19 protein-coding genes are annotated in these 24,693 nt (G+C 39.5%); 12 read left to right on the plus strand and 7 right to left on the minus strand.

Going from position 1 to position 24,693, the window contains the following annotated elements; translation table 11 throughout:
- Window positions 1-15: 15 nt before the first annotated feature.
- Entirely contained in the window at window positions 16-783 is a 768-nt protein-coding gene (locus tag ABFY81_RS10970) for a hypothetical protein (protein WP_019458510.1), read from the minus strand.
- Between the two features lie 371 nt (window positions 784-1,154).
- Complete coding sequence (locus ABFY81_RS10975; protein WP_039251860.1) at window positions 1,155-4,652, minus strand: PAS domain-containing hybrid sensor histidine kinase/response regulator; 3,498 nt, start codon at window positions 4,650-4,652, stop codon at window positions 1,155-1,157.
- 183 nt (window positions 4,653-4,835) lie between these two features.
- On the opposite strand from ABFY81_RS10975, the gene ABFY81_RS10980 reads away from it, so the two are divergent.
- The 4 genes from ABFY81_RS10980 to betT all read left to right on the plus strand — a co-directional run bounded on the left by ABFY81_RS10980 (window position 4,836) and on the right by betT (window position 9,882).
- Window positions 4,836-5,168 carry a DUF485 domain-containing protein gene (locus ABFY81_RS10980; protein WP_000372818.1) on the plus strand — a complete coding sequence of 111 codons (333 nt, stop codon included), beginning with the start codon at window positions 4,836-4,838 and terminating at the stop codon, window positions 5,166-5,168.
- A gap of 1 nt (window position 5,169) precedes the next feature.
- On the plus strand, window positions 5,170-6,885 hold the full coding sequence (locus ABFY81_RS10985; protein WP_347913774.1) for a cation acetate symporter: 1,716 nt from the start codon (window positions 5,170-5,172) through the stop codon (window positions 6,883-6,885).
- 170 nt (window positions 6,886-7,055) lie between these two features.
- On the plus strand, window positions 7,056-7,748 hold the full coding sequence (locus ABFY81_RS10990; protein WP_004704983.1) for an ion channel: 693 nt from the start codon (window positions 7,056-7,058) through the stop codon (window positions 7,746-7,748).
- 166 nt (window positions 7,749-7,914) lie between these two features.
- Window positions 7,915-9,882, plus strand: coding sequence for a choline BCCT transporter BetT (gene betT, locus ABFY81_RS10995; protein ID WP_347913775.1), 1,968 nt, complete (start codon window positions 7,915-7,917; stop codon window positions 9,880-9,882).
- Between the two features lie 58 nt (window positions 9,883-9,940).
- Here betT and omp33-36 read toward each other — a convergent pair whose 3' ends face one another.
- Complete coding sequence (omp33-36, locus tag ABFY81_RS11000; protein WP_019458506.1) at window positions 9,941-10,843, minus strand: porin Omp33-36; 903 nt, start codon at window positions 10,841-10,843, stop codon at window positions 9,941-9,943.
- A gap of 996 nt (window positions 10,844-11,839) precedes the next feature.
- Here omp33-36 and ABFY81_RS11005 point away from each other — a divergent pair.
- Window positions 11,840-13,546, plus strand: a complete 1,707-nt coding sequence (locus ABFY81_RS11005; RefSeq protein WP_347913776.1) for a GGDEF domain-containing protein — start codon at window positions 11,840-11,842, stop codon at window positions 13,544-13,546.
- A 39-nt stretch (window positions 13,547-13,585) separates the two neighbouring features.
- Here the strand turns inward: ABFY81_RS11005 and uvrA are convergent, their stop codons facing one another.
- Entirely contained in the window at window positions 13,586-16,417 is a 2,832-nt protein-coding gene (gene uvrA / locus ABFY81_RS11010; RefSeq protein ID WP_347913777.1) for an excinuclease ABC subunit UvrA, read from the minus strand.
- 293 nt (window positions 16,418-16,710) lie between these two features.
- Here uvrA and ABFY81_RS11015 point away from each other — a divergent pair, with 293 nt between their 5' ends.
- The 4 genes from ABFY81_RS11015 to ABFY81_RS11030 all read left to right on the plus strand — a co-directional run bounded on the left by ABFY81_RS11015 (window position 16,711) and on the right by ABFY81_RS11030 (window position 19,107).
- Entirely contained in the window at window positions 16,711-17,313 is a 603-nt protein-coding gene (locus ABFY81_RS11015; protein ID WP_347913778.1) for a TetR/AcrR family transcriptional regulator, read from the plus strand.
- 3 nt (window positions 17,314-17,316) lie between these two features.
- On the plus strand, window positions 17,317-18,294 hold the full coding sequence (locus ABFY81_RS11020) for a zinc-binding dehydrogenase (RefSeq protein ID WP_174723248.1): 978 nt from the start codon (window positions 17,317-17,319) through the stop codon (window positions 18,292-18,294).
- A gap of 65 nt (window positions 18,295-18,359) precedes the next feature.
- Entirely contained in the window at window positions 18,360-18,713 is a 354-nt protein-coding gene (locus ABFY81_RS11025; protein ID WP_347913779.1) for a DUF1304 domain-containing protein, read from the plus strand.
- 52 nt (window positions 18,714-18,765) lie between these two features.
- Complete coding sequence (locus ABFY81_RS11030) at window positions 18,766-19,107, plus strand: GlpM family protein (RefSeq protein ID WP_148356559.1); 342 nt, start codon at window positions 18,766-18,768, stop codon at window positions 19,105-19,107.
- 43 nt (window positions 19,108-19,150) lie between these two features.
- On the opposite strand, the gene ABFY81_RS11035 is transcribed toward ABFY81_RS11030, so the two are convergent.
- The 3 genes from ABFY81_RS11035 to tenA all read right to left on the minus strand — a co-directional run bounded on the left by ABFY81_RS11035 (window position 19,151) and on the right by tenA (window position 21,171).
- Complete coding sequence (locus tag ABFY81_RS11035) at window positions 19,151-19,957, minus strand: SDR family oxidoreductase (RefSeq protein ID WP_100290573.1); 807 nt, start codon at window positions 19,955-19,957, stop codon at window positions 19,151-19,153.
- 103 nt (window positions 19,958-20,060) lie between these two features.
- A complete protein-coding gene (locus tag ABFY81_RS11040; protein ID WP_019458498.1) occupies window positions 20,061-20,432 on the minus strand; it encodes a MerR family transcriptional regulator in 372 nt (123 codons plus the stop codon).
- 64 nt (window positions 20,433-20,496) lie between these two features.
- The gene (gene tenA, locus ABFY81_RS11045; protein ID WP_151761294.1) at window positions 20,497-21,171 is read right to left on the minus strand and encodes a thiaminase II; all 675 of its coding nucleotides are present in this window, start codon (window positions 21,169-21,171) and stop codon (window positions 20,497-20,499) included.
- 262 nt (window positions 21,172-21,433) lie between these two features.
- On the opposite strand from tenA, the gene ABFY81_RS11050 reads away from it, so the two are divergent.
- The 3 genes from ABFY81_RS11050 (at window position 21,434) to ssb (ending at window position 24,665) form a co-directional block, all read left to right on the plus strand.
- A complete protein-coding gene (locus tag ABFY81_RS11050; RefSeq protein WP_004705003.1) occupies window positions 21,434-22,516 on the plus strand; it encodes a DUF475 domain-containing protein in 1,083 nt (360 codons plus the stop codon).
- A 146-nt stretch (window positions 22,517-22,662) separates the two neighbouring features.
- Window positions 22,663-24,027 (plus strand): MFS transporter, encoded by a 1,365-nt coding sequence (locus ABFY81_RS11055; protein WP_216984416.1) that lies wholly within the window; start codon window positions 22,663-22,665, stop codon window positions 24,025-24,027.
- A 50-nt stretch (window positions 24,028-24,077) separates the two neighbouring features.
- Window positions 24,078-24,665: a single-stranded DNA-binding protein gene (gene ssb / locus ABFY81_RS11060; protein WP_004705007.1), complete on the plus strand. Its 588-nt coding sequence runs from the start codon at window positions 24,078-24,080 to the stop codon at window positions 24,663-24,665.
- The last annotated feature ends 28 nt before the right edge of the window (window positions 24,666-24,693 follow it).

The raw sequence follows: 24,693 nt of genomic DNA on the forward strand, positions 1-24,693 counted from the left end.
TTTTTTATGTTCCACTTAGGCAAGGCAATCTTGCTTAGGTGTGAGGCTGTCGCAGTACAGTGGGTTAAGAGCACATTGCAAATCATCGATCTGTTCTTGGGTCACATAGCCTTTACTTTTTAAATATTCAGCTACACGGTCATCACGCAAGCTTAAGAAAGCTGCATCATAAACACCTAAATCAACAAACAGAGCAGCTGTTTCCAGACTGTTGAATCGATCAAGGAAAATGTCATTGCCATACATTAAGAAGATATGGTCGAGTTTTGCTTTTTCATCAACATGCAGACGTTCAGCAAGTTGATGAGGAGGTGTTTTAATAAACAGTAAGTCAGAAAGCTCATCAAACTGAGTCATATCTAACTGGTTTTCGCCAAGTTTGACATGACCTAGCCAAGCTTTGAAAACTAAAACAGCGCCACCACGTAGAAGCATACTCCAGATTTGATGACGTGTGTCATGGTCAAGATTTTCACTTTCAGCACTAAGAACTTTTAGAAAATTTTCTTCCTGTTGAGCTAACTTATCAAATAAACCTAAACCTTGAGGATGATAAGCAGCAGGTGCAAATACATCAAAATTTAGATCATGAAATACATTAAGCGCGAGTGGTACAGCACACTGATAAATTGTATTAAGTGCTTTGATATGCGATTCGCTAAGCTTGCTATGAGGAAAAATACTTTGCCAATCTAATTCTGGAAGTAAGGCATTAGCACTATATTGACGATAAAACTGTTGAGATGAAAGTTGCCCTTGCGGGTTGTTATCAGAAATATTCATGGCAGTTGTCCTTTGCTTTAATTCAAGAGCTGGCTATAGGCAGAAGTAAGTTCAAATATAAAATACGTTTGGAATATTTATGTGCTATGAAGAATGCAAGTAGAATACGACTAAAGTCTTATATGGTGTTTTTAAGTAAATAATATTTTTAAAAAACATTGGTTTATTAAATTGTAACTAGGTGTACACGTGTTCACTTACAAAAAAGGTGAGCTTTGCCATAGGAAAGTAAGCATTGGAAACTTTGGTCAATCATTTATGGCCTAAAAGAAGACTTTTTGAGCAGTTCTGCCTATTTGCTTAAATTAATCACATAATTTTTGCCAAAAAATATCTCCCAAACCTATAGAAAGCTTGAGAGATGAAAATAATTAGTCAGCTGTGTTGGCAATTTTAAGTCCAGATAACCAAGCTCTTAATGAGGCAGGTTTAAGTGGTTTCTTCAGTAAAACGATATTTAATTCTTTTAATTGCTGTGGTAACTCAGGATGGGAGTCAGCAGTAATTAAAGCAACTGGAACATCGTGTTGACGATTTTGATTAATAAAATCAACACCAAGTTGATTGTTATTTAAGTGTTGGTCGATGAGCCAAACCTGAATATTCTCTTTTTGAATAATGTCTAAAGCCTGTTCAGGTTCAGTAGCTTTGAATACCTGATAACCCCATCGCCCTAATAAACTACTCATACCCTCTAAAATCGTTTCGTCATTATCTAAGCACAAAATACGGTACGCTTTGGTTTTTAAAGGCACAGCTTGTACAGCTGGTGTTGTAACTTTTGGTGGCTCGACAATAGGTACCTCAATCATAAAGCATGAGCCTTTGCCCAACTCTGAGTAAACGTGAACTGGGTAATTGAGCAAGCCAGTCATACGTTGTACGATCGCAAGCCCTAGTCCTAAGCCTTGTTCACCCCAAGGTGATAAATGCCCACAACGTTCAAATTCTTGGAACAGCTTAACTCGTTGTTCTTCGGCAATACCAGGGCCAGTATCCCAAACGCCAATTCGAATATGATTCGGCTGCTGTGCAGAACGGAGCACACCTACGACTACTCGGCCTTTGGCGGTGTAGCGTAAGGCATTGCTGACAAAGTTTTGAATAATACGACGAATCCACTGTGGGTCGGTATCAATCCAGAACGATACATCATGAACTTTTAGTGAAATGTTTCGCTGTGCAGCGATCGATTTAAACTGCAACTCAAGGTCACTGAGTAAATCATGCAAAGGATAAGGCTGTCTTTTGGGCTGGATACTGCCACCTTCTAAACGAGCAATATCGAGCAGGGCAGACAGCATACTTTCGGCACCATAGAGTGCTCGGTCAAGTTGTTGTAAGGTTTGGCGGTCTTCTTCTGTCGAAATACTTTGCTCAAGAACAGTACTAAACAGACGAGCAGCGTGCATGGGTTGTAAAAGATCGTGGCTTGCCGCGGCAATAAATCGACTCTTGGACATATTGGCCATATCGGCTTGCTCACGTGCAAGTTGTTGCTCAGATAAAGCATCAGCAAGCTGTTGAGTTCGATCTTTTACGCGAGCTTCAAGTACGGCTTCGTTCGCACGGAAAGCGGTAATATCGGCAAATGTGGTGACAAAGCCACCGCCTGAAATTGGATTACCGCGCATTTGAATTACGCGGCCGTCTTTACGGATACGTTCAAACTCATGAGCGCTGCCGACTTTCATCCAGTGAAGACGTTTGCGTACATGTTCTTCGACTGAACCGGGACCACATTCGCCACGTTCAGCGTTATAACGAATCAGGTCTGCAATAGGACAGCCCACATAGACTAAATCTTTTGGATAGCCAAATAGTTTTAAATATTGATTGTTCCACGCGACCAAACACATATTTTTATCAACTACACTGACCCCTTGGGTCATGTGGTCAATCATGGTCATAAGCAGATTTTGATTAAAACGTTGCCACTGAGATGCTTGGTCTAAAATATTAGCGACTTGACCTAAAGCAAGGCCGTTATTAATCATGGCTGTCGTGAGCAAAGTACGTGCAGAAGCTGCACCGATAATACCTGCTAGATATTGCTCGGTAAAACGCCACCACATGCCATTGGCAATCGTATTTGGATTGAGTGTGAGATGGTTTTGTTCACAAAAGTTCTCGAATGCTTGTGTGGTTGGCTGCTCACCTGTAATTCTTTTGGCTAAGGCAAATAGATCACCTACTTTTAAGCGAGCTGCATCATGTGGAAGGTAAGTTAAATCGGTAGAGGTATGCGGTGAGGGTAACGGCTTGGTTTCATAATAAAAAAAGCTTTCTGCCTGAATTTGTTCAGCAACACTTGGACGATAAATTTTTGAAATCCAGATGTATAACAGAATATTTAAACCGAGCGACCAAATCACGCCATGAGTTAAAGGAGCAAATGACTCAAAACCAAAAAGTGACTCTGGACGTAAAGCATTTATGCCAAATGGGCCGAAGAGCAAAATACTTTGCGCAGTTTCCTGATAGGCTTCTGGTAAGCTACGTAATATGGTTGGAAAGAGTAAGGTGTAACTCCACATTAAAAATCCAACGATGAGCCCTGCATAAACTCCTTGACGACTTCCACCTCGCCAATACAGCCCACCAATCAGTGCAGGTGCAAACTGAGCTACAGCACTAAACGCCAATAATCCAAATACTGAAAGCTGGTTAATATCATTAAAGAAATGGAAAAATAAGAAGCCGAGTAGCATTACTGCGACAATACTAATACGACGGCTGAACTTCAGAACTTTAGGTAAATGTTTGTCGTGACGCGACAGCAATTTAAAACGCCATAAGGCAGGCATAATCAAATCGTTACTGAGCATGATAGACAATGCAACTGATGACACCAATAACATACCTGTCGAGGCTGAAAAGCCGCCCAAAAAGGCCAATAAAGCGAGCCACTCTTGGTTATAACTTAAAGGTAAGGACAGCACAGCCACATCGGGTACGGTCAGGAATTTGGGTGCAGCATGCAAAGCCCAACTTGCGATTGGGATAATCGCAAGAATAGTCAAAATGAGATAAACCGCGAACCACTTACGAGCACCACGAATATGCTTTTCATCGCGTAGTTCAACCACTGCCACGTGGAACTGACGTGGTAAACAAATAATCGCTAAGCCTGCCAGCAAAGTTTGAATCCAGAAAGTTTCAGGGACACCAAAGAGCTGTACTTCCTGAAAAGTCTGGTTTACATCAGAGGTCATTTGGCTCAGGTTAGCTGGTGATTCAAAAATAAAAAATAAAGCCACACACAATAAGGCAAATAACTTCACGAACGACTCAAATGCAACAGCAAGCATAAGGCCGCCATGTTGTTCCGTGTTTGCAATTTGCCGTGTACCAAAAATCATGGCCAAAATTGCGAGTACACTGGTGAGTAATAACACGCTATTAGTAGTGGTATGAATGTGCGAGTTTTGCTCCATAATGACAGAAGTACTTAAAGCAATAGCACGTAGCTGTAATGCGAGGTAAGGAATAATCGCGATAACGGCAAGAATAGTGACTAACGAGGCGAGTACACCACTTTTACCATAGCGTGCTGCGACAAAGTCAGCGATCGAGGAAATCGCATGGTGCTGACGAACTCGGCCTAAACGTCGCCAGATGTCATAACCAAACCAGACAAATAAAAGTGGCCCTAAATAAATAGGCAAGAAGATGACGCCTTCACGTACGGCAGCGCCAGTTGCGCCATAAAATGTCCATGAAGAACAGTAAACACCTAAAGTTAAACTAAATAAAAACATGCGGCCACGTGTGCCGAGACGACTGGCATGCTTCTCACCAAAAAAAGCACAGACAAATAAAAGCGCAATATAAAGAGTGAGAACCCCAATAATCAGCCAGCTGTTCATATGACCTACGTAAGTGAAACCTTGTGTCTATCATAACCTATGCCGAAACAAAGCTATAAATTGATTAAATTTTAACGACCAAAGTCTAAGTTACGACTAAGCTGGAATCTTGCTAACTTTAATTATGAAAAAATACATTAAAAAAAAGTGACCAAGGTTGGGCACTAGGTAAGGAGTTTGGTTATGGATCAGAGCCAAGTAGAACAGATTCTACGCAATCCAAAGTTTCAAAAAATGGTCAAGAAAAAAAGTGCATTAAGCTGGACGCTCACAATCATCATGTTAGTGCTATATGTGGGCTTTATGCTACTTGTGGGCTACAACAAAGAATTTTTGATGAGTTCCTTTAGTGGTGGTGTAACGACATGGGGTATCCCGCTTGGTTTAGGAATTATCGTTTTATCTTTCCTACTCTGTGGTGTCTATTCCTATATCGCAAATAATACCCTTGACCAATTGAGTGAAGAAGCGTTGAAGGAAGTTGAAGCCATCACGCACGAGAAAGGACTACACTAATATGAAATGGAATTCATTAAAAGCGAAAGCCCTAATGGGTGCAGCATCGCTATACTCAACTGTTGCTATGGCAAGCCCAGACTTAGGTGAAGCTGAGCAGCAAGCAACCAACTGGCATGCCATCATCATGTTTGTCATCTTTGTTGGTTTTACATTGTTCATTACTAAATGGGCGGCAAAACAAACTCAATCAGCACAAGACTTCTATACTGCGGGTGGGGGAATTAGTGGTTTCCAAAATGGTTTGGCGATCGCAGGTGACTTTATGTCAGCGGCGTCATTCCTTGGTATTTCCGCAATGGTGTTTAGCTCTGGTTTTGATGGCTTGCTTTATTCACTCGGATTTATGGTCGGTTGGCCAATCGTTTTATTCTTGGTGGCAGAGCGCTTACGTAACCTCGGTAAATATAACCTTTCCGATGTCGTGTCATTCCGCCTTGAAGAAAAACCAGTTCGTACTTTAGCTGCTTTTAGCTCACTTGTTGTTGTCGCATTTTACTTAATTGCGCAAATGGTAGGTGCAGGTCAGCTCATCAAATTGCTATTTGGTTTGAACTACAATATTGCGGTTGTCATCGTTGGTCTCTTAATGATGGCATACGTAATTTTTGGTGGCATGTTGGCAACCACATGGGTACAAATCATTAAAGCAGTGATGTTACTGAGCGGTGCGACCTTCATGGCATTTATGGTTATGAAAGCAGTTGGATTTAGTTTCAGCAACATGTTTACCCAATCAATTGAAGTCTTTAGTAAAGTTCATAGCATCAGCTTTGAAGACGCTTCTAAAATTATGGGTCCGGGTAAACTTGCAGCAAACCCAATTGATGCCTTATCTCTTGGTTTAGCACTTATGTTTGGTACAGCAGGTCTTCCACATATTCTTATGCGTTTCTTCACCGTAAAAGATGCAAAAGAAGCGCGTAAGTCGGTTGTGGTTGCAACAGGTTTCATTGGTTACTTCTATCTTTTAACTTTCATTATTGGTTTTGGTGCGATCCTGTTTGTATCAAACAACCCACAGTTCCTTGATGTTGCAAAAATGGCTATGACAGGCAAGCTTGAGCTTGTTGGTGGTAATAACATGGCAGCCGTGCATTTAAGTGACGCTTTAGGCGGTGACTTATTCATGGGCTTCATTTCAGCGGTAGCGTTTGCAACGATTCTTGCTGTTGTTGCTGGTTTAACACTTTCAGGTGCATCTGCAATTTCGCATGACTTATACGCTAACGTATTTAAGAAAGGTCAAACGACTCCAGCTTCTGAACTCCGTATGTCAAAAATTGCAACACTTGGTTTAGCAATCTTTGCCATGATTTTGGGTATCTTGTTTGAAAAGCAAAACGTAGCGTTCATGGTGGGCTTAGCGTTCTCTGTAGCGTGTTGTGCAAACTTCCCAGTACTTGTTCTTTCAATGTTCTGGAAAGGTTTAACTACTCGTGGAGCAGTTATCGGTGGAGTGGTTGGTTTGGTAACCGCAGTTGTACTGATCATCTTATCTAAAGCGGTATGGGTAGATACGTTAAAAATCTCTGATACACCAATCAACCCATTCAACGGTCCTGCGTTATTTGCTATGCCATTGTCATTCCTTTGCTGCTGGTTCTTCTCCGTGACTGATAACTCAGCACGTGCGAAAAAAGAACGCGATGCTTTCGATGCACAATATGTACGTTCAATGACAGGTATTGGTGCTTCTGGTGCATCAGATCACTAAAATCAAAACGTATTAAATATTTCATAAAAAGCCCTGCGGGGCTTTTTTTGTTTCTCCGATATAGTTATTAATAAGAAGCTCCTTAATAAAGAACAACTTGTTTATCCTATTTTTTGTACAGTATGATTTTCTATAATTCAAAACATAACGAAAAAACGGAAAATAATTAAATGCGATCTATCATCGAGTTCTGGGCAAGCTTTCGATTGCTGCCTTCAGCATGGTTGCTGTTTGTGCAATTCATTTTACTTATTTTGGCCATGCTGACTTTTGATAATGAGGCATATAGAACCTTCACTTGGGCGTTGGGAGTTCTCGCTTTACTTATTATTGCTAAGGTTATTCGTCAAACCCCGATGTTTACTTTTTTAGGTCTCACATTTGTAAGTGGAGCAATTCTATCTTCAGCATTTATTTTATTAGGCTATGGCAATTTAACGATCCAAATTTTTGCCCATACTTGTGAAGCTTTAGCTTATTTTTCGGCAGCTTATGGTTTATTTCGTTATATGTTTGCCGATCGATATTTAACACGAGATGAACTGTTTGCAGCCGCAGCTGTTTTTACCTTAATTGCTTGGGGTTTTGCGTTTTTATACAACATTTGTCAGCTATTAATTCCCAATAGCTTTCAAAATCCAAACCATGTACATCACATACAAACCTGGCTAGATTTACTGTTTTTAAGTTTTAGTTTGCAGTCAGCAACAGGGCTGTCCGACCTAATGCCTCTTAGTCCACCAGCACGTGTTTTAGCAATGCTACAAATGTTTTGTGGGGTGATGTATCTAGCACTTATCGTTACGCGTTTAATTGCATTACAGTACATCTCACATGCACCCAAAAAGAATTCTGATAAATAAAGAAGGAGGTGTTTTAATTTATTTACACCTTTGTAACTGCAATATTTTTTAAGTTTATTTAAAGTATTATCAGCTTTCTCTATTGAAAGATATAGCTTTATTCATTCCTGAATGTCTTTATTGGCTTTATGCCTGTCATTTTCATTAAAAATAACATGGAGGATTTATGCCTTCCAAACAAACGAGTTGGTTCGCAAATGTTAATCCCAATGTCTTTTTGGGTACGGTCATCATTATTGCTTTGTTCTTGGCAGTAGTTGTGATTGCTCCAAGTTCTTTCGAACTTCTCACGCAGCAGTTAAAACAGTGGATCACTGATTCATTTAGCTGGTTTTATGTTTTATCGGTTGCTTTTTTTCTTATTCTGCTCATTTATATTGCCTGCTCTTCGATTGGACGAATTAAATTAGGGCCCGACCATAGCCAGCCTGAATATGGTAACGGTTCATGGTTTGCCATGCTGTTTACTGCGGGTATGGGTATTGGCTTAATGTTTTTCGGTGTTGCTGAACCTGTCATGCATTATGTCAATCCACCAAGTGGAGATGCACAGACTATTGATGCAGCCCAGCAAGCCTTACGTGTGACTTTTTTCCACTGGGGCTTACATGCGTGGGCAATTTATGCAGTGGTTGGTTTAGCATTAGCATATTTTGCTTATCGTCATAATTTACCCCTAAAGACCCGTTCTGCTCTTTATCCACTCATTGGTAAAAAGATTTATGGGCCTTGGGGTGACAGCATTGATATCTTTGCGACCATTGGTACCGTATTTGGTGTAGCGACTTCTCTGGGTTTTGGGGTTACTCAAATTAACTCTGGTTTACATTATTTACTCGGTATAGAGCAAAGTACTCATATTCAAGTTTTGCTCATTATTTTTGTGAGTATTTTAGCTTCATTATCTGTGTTCTTAGGACTTGATAAAGGAGTCAAACGTTTATCAGAGCTAAACTTAGTTTTAGCCTTAATCTTACTAGTATTTGTTTTTATCGCTGGGCCTAGTATTTATTTACTGCAAACTACTATTCAAAACACGGGTCAGTATATTTCTAACCTATTTACCATGACATTCAATTTATATGCTTATCAGCCAAATGGATGGATTGGGGGATGGACTATTTTATATTGGGCTTGGTGGATTTCATGGTCACCATTTGTGGGTATGTTTATCGCAAGAGTTTCACGTGGACGTACTATCCGAGAATTTATTGTAGGTGTCCTACTTATTCCGACCGGTTTTACCATTATCTGGATGGGTTTTTTAGGAAATGCTGCATTATTTAGTATTATTCATGAACATCAAACTACTCTCATTCAGGCTGTTCAGCAAGACTCTTCAGTTGCATTATTTGAATTTTTAGGACACTTACCTTGGTCTGGTGTCATGAATGTTATTGCAACAATATTAGTTATTCTTTTCTTTGTGACTTCGGCTGACTCTGGTGCGCTGGTTACTGATTACTTAACAGCAAAAACTGATAACTCACCGACGTGGCAACGTTTGTTTTGGACAGTACTCATGGCAGTGCTGGCTATTATTTTACTTTTAGCAGGTGGACTTGCTGCATTGCAGTCTTCAATCATTATGAGTGCATTACCATTTACTGTGGTCATGCTTTTAATGAGCTGGGGATTAATAAAAGCTTTGCATCTTGATGTCACGAAAATGCAAGCAATTCAGGAAGCTCGAATTACCCCACGTGCAATTCATAATCCGAGAAGCTGGCAGCAACGTTTAGGCCTAATCATGCACTATCCACATAGTGAAGAAGAGGTTAAACAATATATTGAAAAGCAAGTTTATAGTGCTTTTGAAAATATTAAGCATGAGTTTAAGCGTCGTCACCTTGAAGTGTCGATTAGTGAAGTTGAAGATGGTATGCAACTTCGAGTCGATCACCATCATGAAATTAATTTTATTTATAAAGTTGTTTCACGTGAAACAGTACCCCCAAGTTTTTTAATTGGACGTACAGAAGCTGAAGACGGGCAATATTTCCAAGCCGAGGTCTTTTTGAGAGAGGGCGGACAAAACTATGATGTAATGGACTGGACTCAAGAAGATTTGATTCAGGATATTATTGACCAGTATGAGCGTCATTTACATTTCTTAAATATCGTACGAAGTTAACAATCATAAAAAAAGGACTCAATAGAGTCCTTTTTTTGAATTCAATTTCTAAATTAAATTAGAAACGGAATTTAGCATTTAAGCCGATAGTTTGAGTATCGTTGCTTGCATTTTTAACGTCAGCTTTCATGTAAGACGCACCAACAGCTACTGCTGGAGTGATGAAGTAGTTTACGTTACCACCCCAAGCTTGGCGGAATTCACCAAGGTCATTACCTTTGATGTTTGCTACGCCGTCGTTACCGATGAATGCAGCACCAACGCTTAACTTAGGAGTTAAGTAAAGGTCAGTTTTTAAACCGTATTGGTTTTCTTGACCGAAAGCACCAGCAGCTTCAAAACCGATTGCCATGTTAGTTCCGTCGATTGGACCTACATATTTAGCACGAGCTGTAATAGCATCTTGATCGTTTTGGATTGCAGCAGTTTGGTTAACAGCAGAGTAGATACCGTTACTGATGATACCGAAGTTATCTAAAGCGAATTGGTTAGCAACGCTTGTATAACCAACAGTCATCAAGAAGTTAGGTAACAACATTGCACCAACTTCTAATGCATAACGGTCGCCTTGGTCATCACGAGAAATCGCGTTCTTACCATCAACGTCAGTGTGGTTATAAGTAGCGCTAGCATATACAGGAAGGTAAGGAGTTGGAACGTATGCCTCACCTTTAACACCGTATGTACCTACACGGTAGTTTAAGCCGTTGTTTTGGTCATATTGTTGGTAGCTGTAACCTAAAGACACGCTAGAAGCTTGGTTCAAGAAAGCTGCTTCAGCTAAAGGACCTTTAGTGGTATCAACATTTTTTAAGTAGTATGTACCAGCAACGTCACCAGTGAAGTTTTTATCGTTTGCAGTTGTGTCAACATATTCAGATTGACCTTGAACTTCAAATTGATAAGCATGAGCACCGGTCATGGCTAATAATACAGCAGTGGCTAAACCAAGTTTTTTCATAATCATTTCCAGCGTTAACAAGAGATAAAGCTGGGGTCATTGTATTGTAACAATTTATGAAGTCAATAATAGTTGAATTGTAATGTTAAGGAAATTTGACACTTATGTTAAAAATGGTTAAATAACCATCAATCGAATTGGTTTATGTCAACCAACTAAAAAAATTAGCATTAACAAGAAGCTAAACCTTAAGCTTCATATGGATCTAGCATCAAATGATTTAAAAATAATTACATTTATAATTGGAAAAAATGATTTTATTAATCGGTTTTAACGTTAACTAATGTGTCGATTTGTTTATTAAATAACCACTCAAATATTGTTCTTGTTTCAGTTTTTATAAATTTTGAGTAATGGTTAACACTATTTTGATAAGTTTATCTAAATAATCTATCTATTTTGAATTATTATATAATTGAATAAGGCAAAAAAAATACGTTTTTAAATCAAAAAAACGATTAAAAAATTAATTCTGATCAATTTAATCAACTTTACAAAATTAGAGATAAGTCACACAATTCAATTGCAAAGTTTACTACCTAACATTTTTAAAGTTAGTAAGACTTTACCAGATACGATGTGGCATCACATCAGACTTTACGAGCTCAGCTTTCCCCAAGGTTGAGCTTTTTTTTATCTATAAGAAAACATTAATATTTGTTAAAAAAATTACATGAAATTTAACGTTTTTTCTTTGTATAAAAATAAATCCAATTTAATGTTGGGTTTCTGATGTTTGGAGAGCCATTTAACAACAAAAGCAGGTTTTTATAGAATTATGAAGCTTACTGTATTTGTAAAATAGAGATTTAATATAATCATTCCATCATTTACATATTCGATGAGATATTTTATGAAATGTAAAGATGACGGCCTTAATCATATTACCTGAGCTTTGTTGCTGAACTTCTGTTCAGTAAAGTGCTAGGATGCGCATTACTTACTTCATTCTATAGCAGTGATTATGGTAGGACATTTACGGAGTACCAACTAGAAATGTCAGGATTACGTTCAGAACATATCAGTAATCGACTATTTTTCTTTATGTTGGTCATTATTCTGTCGTTACTGTTTATGGCTGTGCCTCTTATTGTCAGTAGCTATCAAGAATATTTAAAAACCAAACAAGCTTTGATTGAAATCAAAAGCTTAAAATTAATTGCTGAAGTTGCAAATAAAGTATCAAAAGAACGTGCACCAGCAAATAAATTAATGTCGAGTAACTCTGCTGACTTTCTAAAAAACCAAAAGAATTTAAAACAATATCGTCTTAGTGTTGATCAACAAATTGATGAAACGATTCGAGTTTTAAGAGAAGAGGGCTATTCGGATTTAGCTGATATTTTAAATACTAAATTTAAGAGTGACTTAAAGCGCGCACGTACAGTTGTAGATGATTATGTTGCTACACCCAAGCAGGCGAGAACTTCCGAAAAGCTTGATAATGCAATTTTAGCGATGTTTGGTGCTTGGGATAGCTGCCGAGATGTGTTGCAAAAGCTGATGTTACAGTTAAAAAGTAAAGACAGCCAAATTAATAACTATTTTACTTTGATTGTTGTATTAACTGATATGCGGGATCAGGCTGGTCGCACTGCATCCAATGTTATTGCACCGATCACGTTTAAAGAAACGATTCCCAATGACAATCGGGCCCGTTCTTTGCAGACTCAACAACAAGCACGATATTTATGGGCGCTTGTAGACACATTACAGTCTGAACAGGCCAAGACTCAAGAATATCATCGTCTTTATTCAAGAGTTAAAACTGAGTTTTTGGATAAAGGCGTGCCTATTGTTGGTCAGCTTTTAGATGAAAGCCAAAAACAGGAGGCTTATCACTTAACAGCTAATCAACTTACCGACCATATTGTTGGTAAATTTACAACCGTTATTGATTTACAAAAGTTTCTACTTAATAAGAGTGTCTCAATTGCGGTTCAAGAGAAATACTTAGCAAAAAAGAAATTCTTTCTGACTTTACTTATTTCGAGCATATCTTTAGCGGCTGCTTTACTCACTTTAATTTATGCAAAGAGAAGAGTCTTTGAACCTCTTATTCAAGCGCGTACTTTAATTCTTGAGTTGTCTCAGAGTACAGACTATCCAGTAGATGATTTGAATTCTAAAAAGGGTGAGTTTATTTCACTGTTTGAGGCAATTGATCGTTTGCAAAAAATGCTTAAGCAAAGAGATGCATTTGAATTTCAACTTAAAAATATAGCCAATACAGATCCTTTAACTGGTGTATCTAATCGTTTGGCTCTAGCTGAATATTTAAAAATTGTTGAGAGCTATCCAAATAAATTTTCAAAAACCTGTTTGATGATTATTGATATAGATCGCTTTAAAGATGTGAATGATCAATATGGTCATATTGTGGGTGATCAAGTCATTAGCCGTATTGCAGATCAGTTAAAAGCGAATGTGCGTGCTTCAGATTTAATTGTTCGTTATGGTGGTGATGAGTTCTTAATCTTGTTAGAGCAGATACCGTTTTTAGATGCCCGTCTATTGGCAGAAAAAATTCGTATTGCGATTTCTTTAGAAGGAATTGATTTATCTGGCTCGGATGAAAAATTGCATATCTCTGTCAGTATTGGTTTTGCAATTGGAGCGACAAGCTGGATGGAGCTATTAGAAAAAGCAGATCGTTCACTTTTAAGAGCTAAAGCTCGGGGTCGAAATGTCGTAGAGGGATAAAAAAGGCCGGAAACTAATTTCCAGCCTTTTTTTAATTTGTTACTTCAACATCGGTTTCAAGAAACGACCCGTATGGGAAATCTCAACCTCAGCCACTTGTTCAGGTGTACCTTCGGCAATAATCATACCGCCACCTGAACCACCTTCAGGACCTAAGTCGACAACCCAGTCCGCTGTTTTAATCACATCAAGGTTATGTTCAATCACCACAATGGTATTACCCTTATTGCGTAGCTCATGCAAAATATCGAGCAACTTGGCAATATCATGGAAATGTAGACCTGTTGTCGGTTCATCCAAGATATATAAAGTTTTACCCGTATCTCGTTTAGCTAACTCACGTGCGAGTTTTACACGTTGGGCTTCACCACCAGAAAGTGTAGTTGCAGCCTGACCTAAACGAATATAGCCTAAGCCCACTTGAGTTAAGGTTTCTAAACGGCGGTGGATGACTGGAATGGCACTAAAGAATTCAGCAGCATCTTCAACAGTCATTTCTAAGACATCTGAAATGTTTTTGCCTTTATAGCCGACTTCAAGCGTTTCACGGTTATAACGTTTGCCATGACAGGCATCGCAAGGTACATACATATCTGGTAAGAAGTGCATTGCGACCTTAATCATGCCGTCGCCTTCACAGGCTTCACAGCGTCCACCTTTCACGTTAAACGAGAAACGGCCTGCACTATAACCACGGGCTTTCGCTTCTGGCGTTTGAGCAAATAACTCACGGATTGGTGTAAATAACCCTGTATATGTTGCAGGGTTAGAACGTGGCGTACGTCCAATCGGGCTTTGGTCAATATCAACGACTTTATCTAGATGTTGAAGACCATCAATTGAATCAAACTTTTCTGCTGTTAAAGTGGTTGCACCATTGAGCTGTGTGGCAGCTAATGGGAGCAGAGTACGGTTGATTAGTGTTGATTTACCCGAACCTGAAACACCAGTCACACAAGTCATAATGCCAAGAGGAATGGTTAAATCGACATTTTTTAAGTTATGGCCTGCTGCACCTGAAAGTTTGATGACTTCATCTGGACGTGGCGATTCAGTACGTTTTTTTGGCACTTCAATTTTGAGTTTGCCAGAAAGATATTGTCCTGTGAGTGAGTCAGCATGTTCAGCCAATTCATCATAAGTTCCTTCAGCAATAATTACGCCGCCATGTACACCCGCACCCGGCCCGATATCAATAATATGGTCGGCTGCACGAATGGCGTCTTCATCGTGTTCAACAACTAATACCGTGTTGCCTAAATCACGTAAGCGAATCAGGGTTTGTAATAAACGATCGTTATCACGTTGATGCAAACCAATAGACGGTTCATCGAGTACATACATGACGCCCATTAAACCTGCACCAATTTGTGAGGCTAAACGGATACGTTGTGCTTCACCACCCGATAACGTTTCAGCAGAACGAGCTAAACTTAAATAGTTAAGTCCAACACTCACCAAGAAATGTAAACGTTCACGAATCTCTTTAAAGATTTTATCGGCGATTTCACCTTTAGCACCTTCAAGGTTTAAATCTTGATAGTAACTTTCGGCATCACCAATCGACATGCGGGTAATGTCAGCAATTGTTTTGTCTTTCACACGAACATGGCGTGAAATTTCATTTAGACGTGAGCCATCACATGCATCACATGCTGCATTAGAGAGATATTGAGCTAAATCATCACGTACATAGTTACTTTCAGTTTCACGGTAACGACGTTCAAGGTGCGGCAATATCCCTTCAAAAGGTTGCACGCGATTATGTTTACGGCCACGTTCATCGATATAGCTTAAATCGATTTTTTCTTTGCCAGTACCTTGTAAGAATTTCTTCTGAGTATCTTTATCTAACTGGTTCCAAGGCGTATCAAGTTGGAAACCAAAATGGTCGGCAACTTTTTGTAGCATCGAATAATAATATGGACGCTGACGATCCCAACCACGAATAGCACCTTCGCTAATTGCAAGTTCAGGATTTGGAATGAGCTTTTCAGAGCTAAAGTGGCTACGGGTACCTAAACCATCACAAACAGGGCAGGCACCGAACGGGTTGTTAAACGAAAACAAACGCGGCTCAAGCTCTGCGACTGCGCGATCACATTCAGGACACGAGTGCTTTGCAGAAAAGACGCGATCAGGGTGTTCGCCATTCATCCATGATAAAACAGCAATATCGCTACCTAAACGTAGTGCGGTTTCAAATGATTCCGCAATACGGTTACCTAAGTCATCACGTACTTTGAAGCGGTCAACCACAACTTCGATGGTATGCTTTTTCTTTTTGTCGAGTTCTGGTGGCGTATCAATATCAATGATTTCACCATCAACACGGGCACGAACAAAACCTTGACCTTGTAGTTGTTCGAACAAGTTACTGTATTCACCCTTACGCTCACGTACCACTGGAGCAAGCAACATGAGTGCTGTGCCTTCCTCAAGGTTTTTTACCGCATCGACCATTTCAGAAACGGTTTGCGCAACCATCGGCAAGTCGTGTTCAGGGCAGTAGGGCGTGCCGACACGTGCATAAAGCAAACGTAAATAGTCATAAATTTCGGTAATCGTACCCACCGTTGAACGTGGGTTATGACTGGTAGATTTTTGTTCAATGGCAATCGCTGGTGACAAACCTTCAATCGAGTCGACTTCAGGCTTTTCCATTTGCGATAAAAACTGGCGGGCATACGCTGAAAGCGATTCGACGTAACGGCGTTGTCCTTCGGCGTACAAGGTATCAAAGGCAAGAGAAGATTTTCCTGAACCTGATAGCCCCGTAATCACCACAAATTTGTCGCGTGGAATATCGAGTGACACATTTTTTAAGTTATGGGTACGTGCGCCTCGAATACGGATATGACTTTGGCTCATAAAACATCTCAATTATGTATTGATGAAAATTTAGGTGTTGTTTGTTTAGTCACAGGGAGATATGGCTATTTATAAACAACAGACCCTATATGATAACGATTTAAAATTGTTCAAGTAGTACAAAATGATTTAAAGCGACAAATTGTGACGGTTAAACGACAATCGACAAAATTTGTTTAAATAAGCAGATTGTATTTTTAACATTCCTCACTCTACATTTCTACTCTCGCATATTTTTACAAGCTACATAATTTTACTAGACGACTGGTCTAATAGTTGTCTATGATGTGTTCATGAAACGATTAAACAAAAGCGAAAGCACGCGACAACACATTTTAGATACCAGTTTTGAGCTGGTACTACGTAAAGGTTTTGTCGGTGTTGGTTTGCAAGAAATCTTAAAGGCTTGTGACGTACCCAAAGGTTCGTTCTATCACTACTTTGCTTCGAAAGAGGCATTCGGCTGTGCGTTGCTCGAGCAATACATGGCTGACTATAAAGTTAGAGTAGAACAACTTTGGCAGCACAGTGAGCAAAGTGCTCATGCGCGGTTAATGGCGTTATGGCAGGCATGGATTGATGATCCGGTAAACGGTAGTTGGGCTGAAAATTGTCTAATTGTGAAACTGGCAGCAGAGGTTTCTGACTTATCAGAAGATATGCGCCAAATTTTGAATGACGGTGTGCACAAACTAACGCAACGTTTGGCTTTGCTACTCAAAGATGGGCAACAAGAAGGGTCAATTCCAAAACACATTGAGCCTTTAAAAACTGCGCAAGTCATGTATCAGTTATTGTTAGGTGCTGCTTTACTCACAAAATTGTCGCAAGACAAAGCACATTTACACCTAGCCTTAGAAACCACCCAACAACTCTTAAAACCGATAGAGGAATAAAGCATGCGAAGTATTATCCATCGTAATTTTGGCGAACCTGTAGACGTTTTAGAGCAGGCGGATATGCCAAAGCCAGAACCGAAAGCAGGCGAAGTGCGTATTAAAACCATCATGTCTCCAATTCATAATCATGATGTATGGACGGTACGCGGAAGCTATGGTTATAAGCCAACCCTACCTGCGATTGGTGGTAGTGAAGGCGTTGGTATTGTAGATGCCTTAGGTGAAGGCGTTACTCATGTACAAATAGGGCAGCGTATTGCAGTTGCGGCTGTACATGGAAGTTGGGCTGAATACTTTATTGCACCAGCTCAAGGCCTTATTCCTTTAAATAATGAAATTGACGATGAAACAGCAGCGCAGCTGATTGGTATGCCAATTAGTGCGCTTATGCTTTTAGACTTTGTAAATGTTCAACCGGGTCAATGGTTGATTCAAAACACAGCAAATGGTGCAGTCGGTAAAACAGTTGCCATGATTGCTCAGGCACGTGGTTTACCAGTGATTAATCTGGTTCGTCGTACCGATGCAATTGCCGAGATGCAAGCATTAGGTATTCAACATGTTGTTGCGACTGATCAACCTAACTGGAAAGAGCAGGTTAAGCAACTTCACGGTGACCAACCGCTGATTGCTGGTGTAGACTCGATTGGTGGCAGCGCAAGTGGTGAAATGCTGAATTTACTCAGTGAAAATAGTCTATTGGTTTCGTTTGGCAGTATGACTGGTGAAACCATGCAGATTTCATCTGGCGATTTGATTTTCAAACAAGCGACAGTAAAAGGGTTCTGGGCGAGTGTGGTCAATAAAGAAATGCCAGCAGAACGTAAAAAGGAACTGATTGTTGAGTTATTAACGTTAGCGACTCAGAAAAAATTAATCTTGCCTGTAGAAGGTGTGTTTAGTTTTGATGAGATTAAAACAGCTGCCCAAAGAGCAACGCAAGGTGCTCGACAAGGCAAAGTATTGTTAAAACCGTAAAACACTAAAAGATCAGTCGAGAGACTGATCTTTTTTCATATCTTTAAAATAAAAAGGAAAACTATATGATCGGACAAATATTGATTGCGCTTATCGCACTATTGCATGTCTATATTTTAGTGTTAGAAATGTTTTTGTGGGACAAACCTTATGGCATGAAAGCCTTTGGAAATAATGTTGAAAAAGCAAAGCTCACCAAAGTGATGGCACAAAACCAAGGTCTTTATAATGGCTTTTTAGCTGCGGGTTTATTTTGGTCTTTATTGGCTGATGCACCGTTTGCCACATCAATTGCCAACTTCTTTTTAGGTTGTGTACTCATTGCAGGTATTTATGGTGGTCTAACTGCCAGTAAAAAGATTATTTACATTCAGGCAGTTCCAGCTTTGATTGCTTTAGTCGCTGTTAATTTTCTTTAAAAAGCGCACAATACAGCGTTTTGTTATGGAAATGATCAGGTAGGATCGGCACATGTGGGCGTTATTTTTAAAATGTATGTTGGGGGCTGGGGTTGTCCTCATTATTTCGATTTTATCGAAAAGTAAGGCATTTTATATTGCAGGTTTAGTCCCACTTTTTCCTACCTTTGCTTTGATTGCTCATGTGATTGTTTTTCAGCAAAAAGGAGCCGAAGCATTACAAAAAACGGCTCTGTTTGGTCTATGGTCACTTATTCCTTATGCCATTTATTTAGTTGCGGTTTACATGCTGGCAACACGCGTGTCGATGTGGTCGTGTCTGGGCTTGGCAACCTTATGTTGGGTGGTCGCTGCGGCAGGTTTAATTTATGGGTGGCAGTTGTTTCAGCATTAAAAGATTAAGAGAAACCCCTTAATCTTTTAAATTGAAGTATTTTTTATGACTGCTCAAGAACACGCGTTCTGAGCATGCCTTCAACTAAATTAATCATTTTTTTGCGGGAAAGAATTCGTGGCAATTGAGACGTTAAATAATTGCTACACCCCACTACAACCGTCGCTTTATTTTTATCTAATGCTCGAACTGTGGCAGAGACAACATCATCTACCGTAGAGCTTTTCATTCCACTGGTATCGGCATTTGCGACCTGAGTAAAATTGGTTTCGGTATTGCCTGGGCAAACAGCGATAAACTTAACACCCGAAGTGCCATATTCCCCTGCAAGTGCTTCAGTAAACTGCAAAACATAAGATTTAGTTGCGCCATAAACAGCAATATAAGGGAGAGGTTGAAAGGCACCTGTCGATGAAATATTAATCATGATGCCTTTTTTGTTCGAAAGCATATGTGGCAAAAACAGATAACATAAAGACGTTACGCTGCTGATGTTAAGTGTAATCATTTCTTGATAGGTAGAAAGCGATTGATCAAGGAACTTGGTCCATTTACCAAACCCTGCGTTGTTAATTAAAATTTCTACCGATAATTTTCTCGCCTGCACTTCATTAAATAAGGTCTGAGCTGAATTGGGTTGAGCTAAATCTAAAACGATCACCTCAACATTTACGCTATATTTTTTTCTCAGTTCATCGGCTAAATCATTTAGTTTTTGTTCGGAGCGTGCCGTTAAAATCAGGTGGATTCCTAAAGATGCAATTTTTTTAGCATACGCTTTACCTATTCCTGAAGATGCGCCTGTAATTAATGCTGTTGAATTTTTAAATGTAGAAAGATGAGCGCTCATTTTATTTATCCGTAATACATGAAGTTCTTACGATAAACCTTGTCCCTAAGGACAGAGTCAAGCGCTAAATTCAAAAGCTATTTTTACATTTTTATGCATCATTTTAAGCAGAAATTTTACTGGTAATATAAGTTTCAATAATCTCATCTTCCAGTTGTTTTAAATCTACTTGCAAACGATTTAATGCTTCTTTTTGTTCAATAATTTGTTGATTCTTTTTTTGAATAAGCTGCTGCGCAATTTCTACCGGAAAGCGATTATTTTTATATTTTAAAGCTGACAATTCATAAAGCTCAGAAAGGCTAAATCCTACTGCTTGTGCAAGGCGAATCATCTTAACTGATTTGACATCAATCTCTTCATAAATACGATAATTGCCTTTTCTTTTTGCGACTGGTAGTAAGCCTAATTTTTCATAATGTCGAATGGCTTTAGGAGTGGCTCCAGTTAAAGATGCTAATTCGCCGATATACATACTTATCTCGCATTTTATTAAGAATCGATCAGGTATGAACAAACTGATCGATTCTTTTAAAGTTTTAAATATGGTCTAAACCTAACCATTGTCTTTGATGGTAAGCACTATCCCAAAATAACCACTCAAGTTTTGCACCCATCGTATAGGCTGCATGCATTTTTTCTAGTGTGTCTGCATCACAACGTGCTGCGACTTTATCTACGGTTGCAATCACATTACGAACAGCCGTATGGAACTCTTCGCCAGCATAGGTATCAACCCATGCTTGGTAAGGATTATTAGCAACTGATTTGCTTACAATATCTTTACCAACTTCGGCATAAATCCAGAAGCAAGGTAAAAGGGCAGCGAGTACAATAGGGTAGCTTTCTGACCAAGCCGTTGCGGTTAAAAATGAAGTATAATGATGGCCTGCCAAGGTTAATGGTGTATTTTGAAATTCTTCTTTGCTTACGCCAAAGTTTTTCATGAAGTCATCATGTAAGCTACGTTCAACCACAATTGCAATTTTTGCGGCATCAGAGAACTGCATAATATCGTCAGCATCAAATGCTTTAGCTGCTGCAACAGCAAGTACACGCCCATACGCCACTAAATATTGAGCATCTTGAATAACATAATGACAAAATGCTTCTTTATCTAAAGTACCGCTAGCAAGTTCCTGATTAAAAGGCAGGTCGAGAATTTTTTGATATAAATTTAAATTACGTTGCCAGAGTTCTTGAGAAAAAAGCATAAATTCATTCCATTTAAAATAAGACAGCTGAACCAGATTTTAAATCAATTTTAAAATACAAAAATAATAATAATAGATATATCGAAAGAAAATATTTAATACGATTAACCAGTTAATTGAAAATTATAAATTTCTTTATTAAACAGAGGGATAAAGTAAAGAGAATAACGGCACAAAACAACATCGTTTTGTGATTAATTATCGATATAATAACCGCGGTTTTAAGAAAGATTAAATTTAGTTCTTGGTATAGGTCTGATCCATGAAGCATTTCCGATTTTCGATATTTTTTACGGTGGTGTGTTTAGCACTATCCGCGTATTGGGGTTTTACCCATGGGCCTGAAGCTGGCGTGTCTACCATGCTTAAAGCTTTAACCATTACCGCAATTTTAGCTGTAATGGAGGTTTCTTTATCTTTTGACAATGCTGTCGTGAATGCATCGGTTTTGCGTAATTGGGATCCGTTCTGGAAAATGATCTTTTTAACGGTGGGTATTTTAATCGCCGTTTTTGGTATGCGTTTGATTTTCCCTGTTGTGATTGTTGCTGTAACCGCAGATATGGGGGTAATTGAAGTTGCAAAACTGGCACTCAATGATCCGAAAACTTATTCTGAGCGCTTAATGGCGCACCACGCTGAAATTTCAGCTTTTGGTGGAACATTCCTGTTGTTGGTTTTCCTAAACTTCTTCTTCGATGACGGAAAAGAAACGCATTGGTTTAGATGGCTTGAATCTAAACTTACGAGTTTGGCTAGCGTACCAGCAATGTCAGTATTCCTTGCTTTAATCGCTTTAATTGTGATGGCAGGGTATGTAGATGATCATCAACGTTTAGCCGTGACCATGGCCGGTATTTGGGGCATTGTGGTTTATATTGGCGTTGAAGTATTAAGTCACTTGCTAGGTGGTGAGCCTGAAATTGATGAAAATGGTAATGCTGTATTACAAGATGGCTCGGGTGCTGCGTCTGGTGTGGTTAAAGCTGGTTTAGGCGGTTTCTTATATCTTGAAGTATTAGATGCATCATTTAGTTTTGACGGTGTGATTGGTGCATTTGCAATTACCAGCGATGTTGTTGTGATTATGCTGGGTCTTGCGATTGGTGCTATTTTTGTTCGTTCAATGACTGTTTATCTTGTTGAAAAAGGTACGCTAGATGCTTACGTGTTCTTGGAACATGGTGCACATTATGCAATTGGTGCTTTAGCATTCATTATGATTGCAAGCGGTACGGGTGTGCATGTACCTGAAGTGGTCACAGGGTTAATTGGTGTAGCGTTTATTGTGTGGGCTGTCATTGCTTCAATTCAATATACCAAGCGCGAGCAAGAGTCGCCTTAAGCTAATTTTCAGTAAAGTTCGATATTATAAAGAGGCTAAATGCCTCTTTATTTTTTTAAGCCGAAATCGTTATTTTAAATCATCTCTCCCGTATTTTTAGAAACGAATCGGCTTATAATTTGCCTAGTTTGATAACGTGTATTGATATGATGAATGCTTTGGAACGCCGCTCAACTTTTGCTTTAAGTAGTATTTTTGCGCTACGCATGTTGGGTTTGTTCATGATTATTCCTGTCTTCTCTGTAGTCGGGCAGTCATATCAATATGCGACTCCGGCACTTATTGGTTTGGCCGTAGGTGTATATGGTCTAAGTCAGGCGATTTTACAAATTCCATTTAGCTTGCTGGCTGACCGTTTTAGCCGTAAACCGCTTGTAGTCTTTGGCTTATTGCTTTTTGCTATTGGTGGTGCAATTGCGGGTTTATCTGACACGATTTATGGCGTCATTATTGGCCGTGCCATCGCTGGCGCTGGTGCGGTTTCGGCAGTGGTCATGGCACTTTTAGCTGATGTGACGCGTGAAGAGCAGCGTACTAAAGCCATGGCTGCTATGGGCATGAGTATTGGTTTATCTTTTGTTGTCGCGTTTAGCCTTGGGCCTTGGCTCACAAGTCTTGTCGGTATTTCTGGTCTATTCTTTGTGACCACAATTATGGGCTTAATCGCGATTTCGATGCTATTGCTTGTACCTAAAGTGACCCGCCATCATCGTAATTATCAGCAAGGCTATATGGCGCAGCTTAAGCAAGTCATTCAAATGGGTGATTTAAACCGTTTACACGTTTCGGTTTTTGCATTGCATTTATTGCTGACAGCCATGTTTATTTATGTGCCTTCACAGCTGATCGAGTTTGCGCATATCCCTCTGGCTAGCCACGGCTTGGTGTATTTGCCACTGTTGGTGATTAGTTTATTTTTTGCATTTCCGAGCATTATCGTGGCTGAAAAATACCGCAAAATGCGAGGCATTTTCTTAACGGCAATTACAGGCATTATTGTGGGGTTGCTGCTTCTCATATTTGGTTATCAGTCTAAATATGTCTTGCTCGCAGGCTTAGGTATTTTCTTTATTGCCTTTAATGTAATGGAAGCTTTATTGCCTTCTTGGTTGTCAAAGTCTGCTCCAATTCAGTCGAAAGCTACCGCTATGGGTGTAAATGCCAGTAGCCAGTTCTTAGGTGCTTTTTTTGGTGGCACGCTAGGTGGTCAATTATTGATGTTACATAATACTGCGATTGGATGGAGTGTCTTAGCAGGGATTGCTATAATATGGCTGCTAATTAGTTTTGGTTTAGCTCAGCCGCGGTATCTGTCATCTATTGTGTTGCCATTACCGCAAGTGCAACAGGTGAATGAGTGGACCACACAGCTATTGGCAATTCGTGGTATTGAAGAAGTTGTGGTGATGCCTGACCAGCAGGTTGCTTATATTAAAGTCGATAAACAGACTCTTGATGATGCTGCACGACGTGATTTAACGCAGTTGTTTGGTAAAGAGGTAGCCATTTAAGCATAACTCTTATAAAGTAAAACATAGAAATTATAGGATGAAGACAGCTAATGCGTGGTGTAAATAAGGTTATTTTGGTTGGTACTTTGGGTCGTGATCCTGAAACAAAAACTTTTCCAAATGGGGGTTCGTTGACCCAATTTTCGATCGCGACAAGTGAATCTTGGACTGATAAAAATACAGGTGAACGTAAAGAACAAACAGAATGGCACCGTATTGTTTTGCATAACCGTTTAGGGGAAATTGCTCAGCAGTTTTTACGTAAAGGTTCTAAGGTTTACATTGAAGGTTCATTACGTACACGTCAATGGACAGATCAAAATGGCCAAGAGCGTTATACGACAGAAATCCGTGGCGACCAGATGCAAATGTTAGATGCTCGTCAACAAGGTGAACAAGGTTTCGCTGGCGGTAATGATTTTAATCAACCACGTTTTAACGCACCTCAACAAGGTGGTGGTTATCAAAATAATAACAACCAAGGTGGCGGCTACGGTCAAAACAATGGCGGTGGTTATGGTGGCCAAGGTGGTTTCGGTAATGGTGGCAACAGCCCGCAAGGTGGTGGATTTGCTCCTAAAGCGCCGCAACAACCAGCGTCTGCACCAGCTGATTTAGACGATGATTTACCATTCTAATCAAAGTTTCAAAAAAGGCGAGTTTATC

The sequence above is a fragment of the Acinetobacter sp. WA-87 genome (assembly GCF_039938935.1).
Classification (GTDB): domain Bacteria; phylum Pseudomonadota; class Gammaproteobacteria; order Pseudomonadales; family Moraxellaceae; genus Acinetobacter; species Acinetobacter seifertii.

Excerpts from the sequence above, each read along its gene's own strand:
- ABFY81_RS10970 (WP_019458510.1), bottom strand. The coding sequence starts at position 783 with ATGAATATTTCTGATAACAACCCGCAAGGGCAACTTTCATCTCAACAG.
- ABFY81_RS10975 (WP_039251860.1), bottom strand. The coding sequence starts at position 4,652 with ATGAACAGCTGGCTGATTATTGGGGTTCTCACTCTTTATATTGCGCTT.
- ABFY81_RS10980 (WP_000372818.1), top strand. The coding sequence starts at position 4,836 with ATGGATCAGAGCCAAGTAGAACAGATTCTACGCAATCCAAAGTTTCAA.
- ABFY81_RS10985 (WP_347913774.1), top strand. The coding sequence starts at position 5,170 with ATGAAATGGAATTCATTAAAAGCGAAAGCCCTAATGGGTGCAGCATCG.
- ABFY81_RS10990 (WP_004704983.1), top strand. The coding sequence starts at position 7,056 with ATGCGATCTATCATCGAGTTCTGGGCAAGCTTTCGATTGCTGCCTTCA.
- betT (WP_347913775.1), top strand. The coding sequence starts at position 7,915 with ATGCCTTCCAAACAAACGAGTTGGTTCGCAAATGTTAATCCCAATGTC.
- omp33-36 (WP_019458506.1), bottom strand. The coding sequence starts at position 10,843 with ATGAAAAAACTTGGTTTAGCCACTGCTGTATTATTAGCCATGACCGGT.
- ABFY81_RS11005 (WP_347913776.1), top strand. The coding sequence starts at position 11,840 with ATGTCAGGATTACGTTCAGAACATATCAGTAATCGACTATTTTTCTTT.
- uvrA (WP_347913777.1), bottom strand. The coding sequence starts at position 16,417 with ATGAGCCAAAGTCATATCCGTATTCGAGGCGCACGTACCCATAACTTA.
- ABFY81_RS11015 (WP_347913778.1), top strand. The coding sequence starts at position 16,711 with ATGAAACGATTAAACAAAAGCGAAAGCACGCGACAACACATTTTAGAT.
- ABFY81_RS11020 (WP_174723248.1), top strand. The coding sequence starts at position 17,317 with ATGCGAAGTATTATCCATCGTAATTTTGGCGAACCTGTAGACGTTTTA.
- ABFY81_RS11025 (WP_347913779.1), top strand. The coding sequence starts at position 18,360 with ATGATCGGACAAATATTGATTGCGCTTATCGCACTATTGCATGTCTAT.
- ABFY81_RS11030 (WP_148356559.1), top strand. The coding sequence starts at position 18,766 with ATGTGGGCGTTATTTTTAAAATGTATGTTGGGGGCTGGGGTTGTCCTC.
- ABFY81_RS11035 (WP_100290573.1), bottom strand. The coding sequence starts at position 19,957 with ATGAGCGCTCATCTTTCTACATTTAAAAATTCAACAGCATTAATTACA.
- ABFY81_RS11040 (WP_019458498.1), bottom strand. The coding sequence starts at position 20,432 with ATGTATATCGGCGAATTAGCATCTTTAACTGGAGCCACTCCTAAAGCC.
- tenA (WP_151761294.1), bottom strand. The coding sequence starts at position 21,171 with ATGCTTTTTTCTCAAGAACTCTGGCAACGTAATTTAAATTTATATCAA.
- ABFY81_RS11050 (WP_004705003.1), top strand. The coding sequence starts at position 21,434 with ATGAAGCATTTCCGATTTTCGATATTTTTTACGGTGGTGTGTTTAGCA.
- ABFY81_RS11055 (WP_216984416.1), top strand. The coding sequence starts at position 22,663 with ATGATGAATGCTTTGGAACGCCGCTCAACTTTTGCTTTAAGTAGTATT.
- ssb (WP_004705007.1), top strand. The coding sequence starts at position 24,078 with ATGCGTGGTGTAAATAAGGTTATTTTGGTTGGTACTTTGGGTCGTGAT.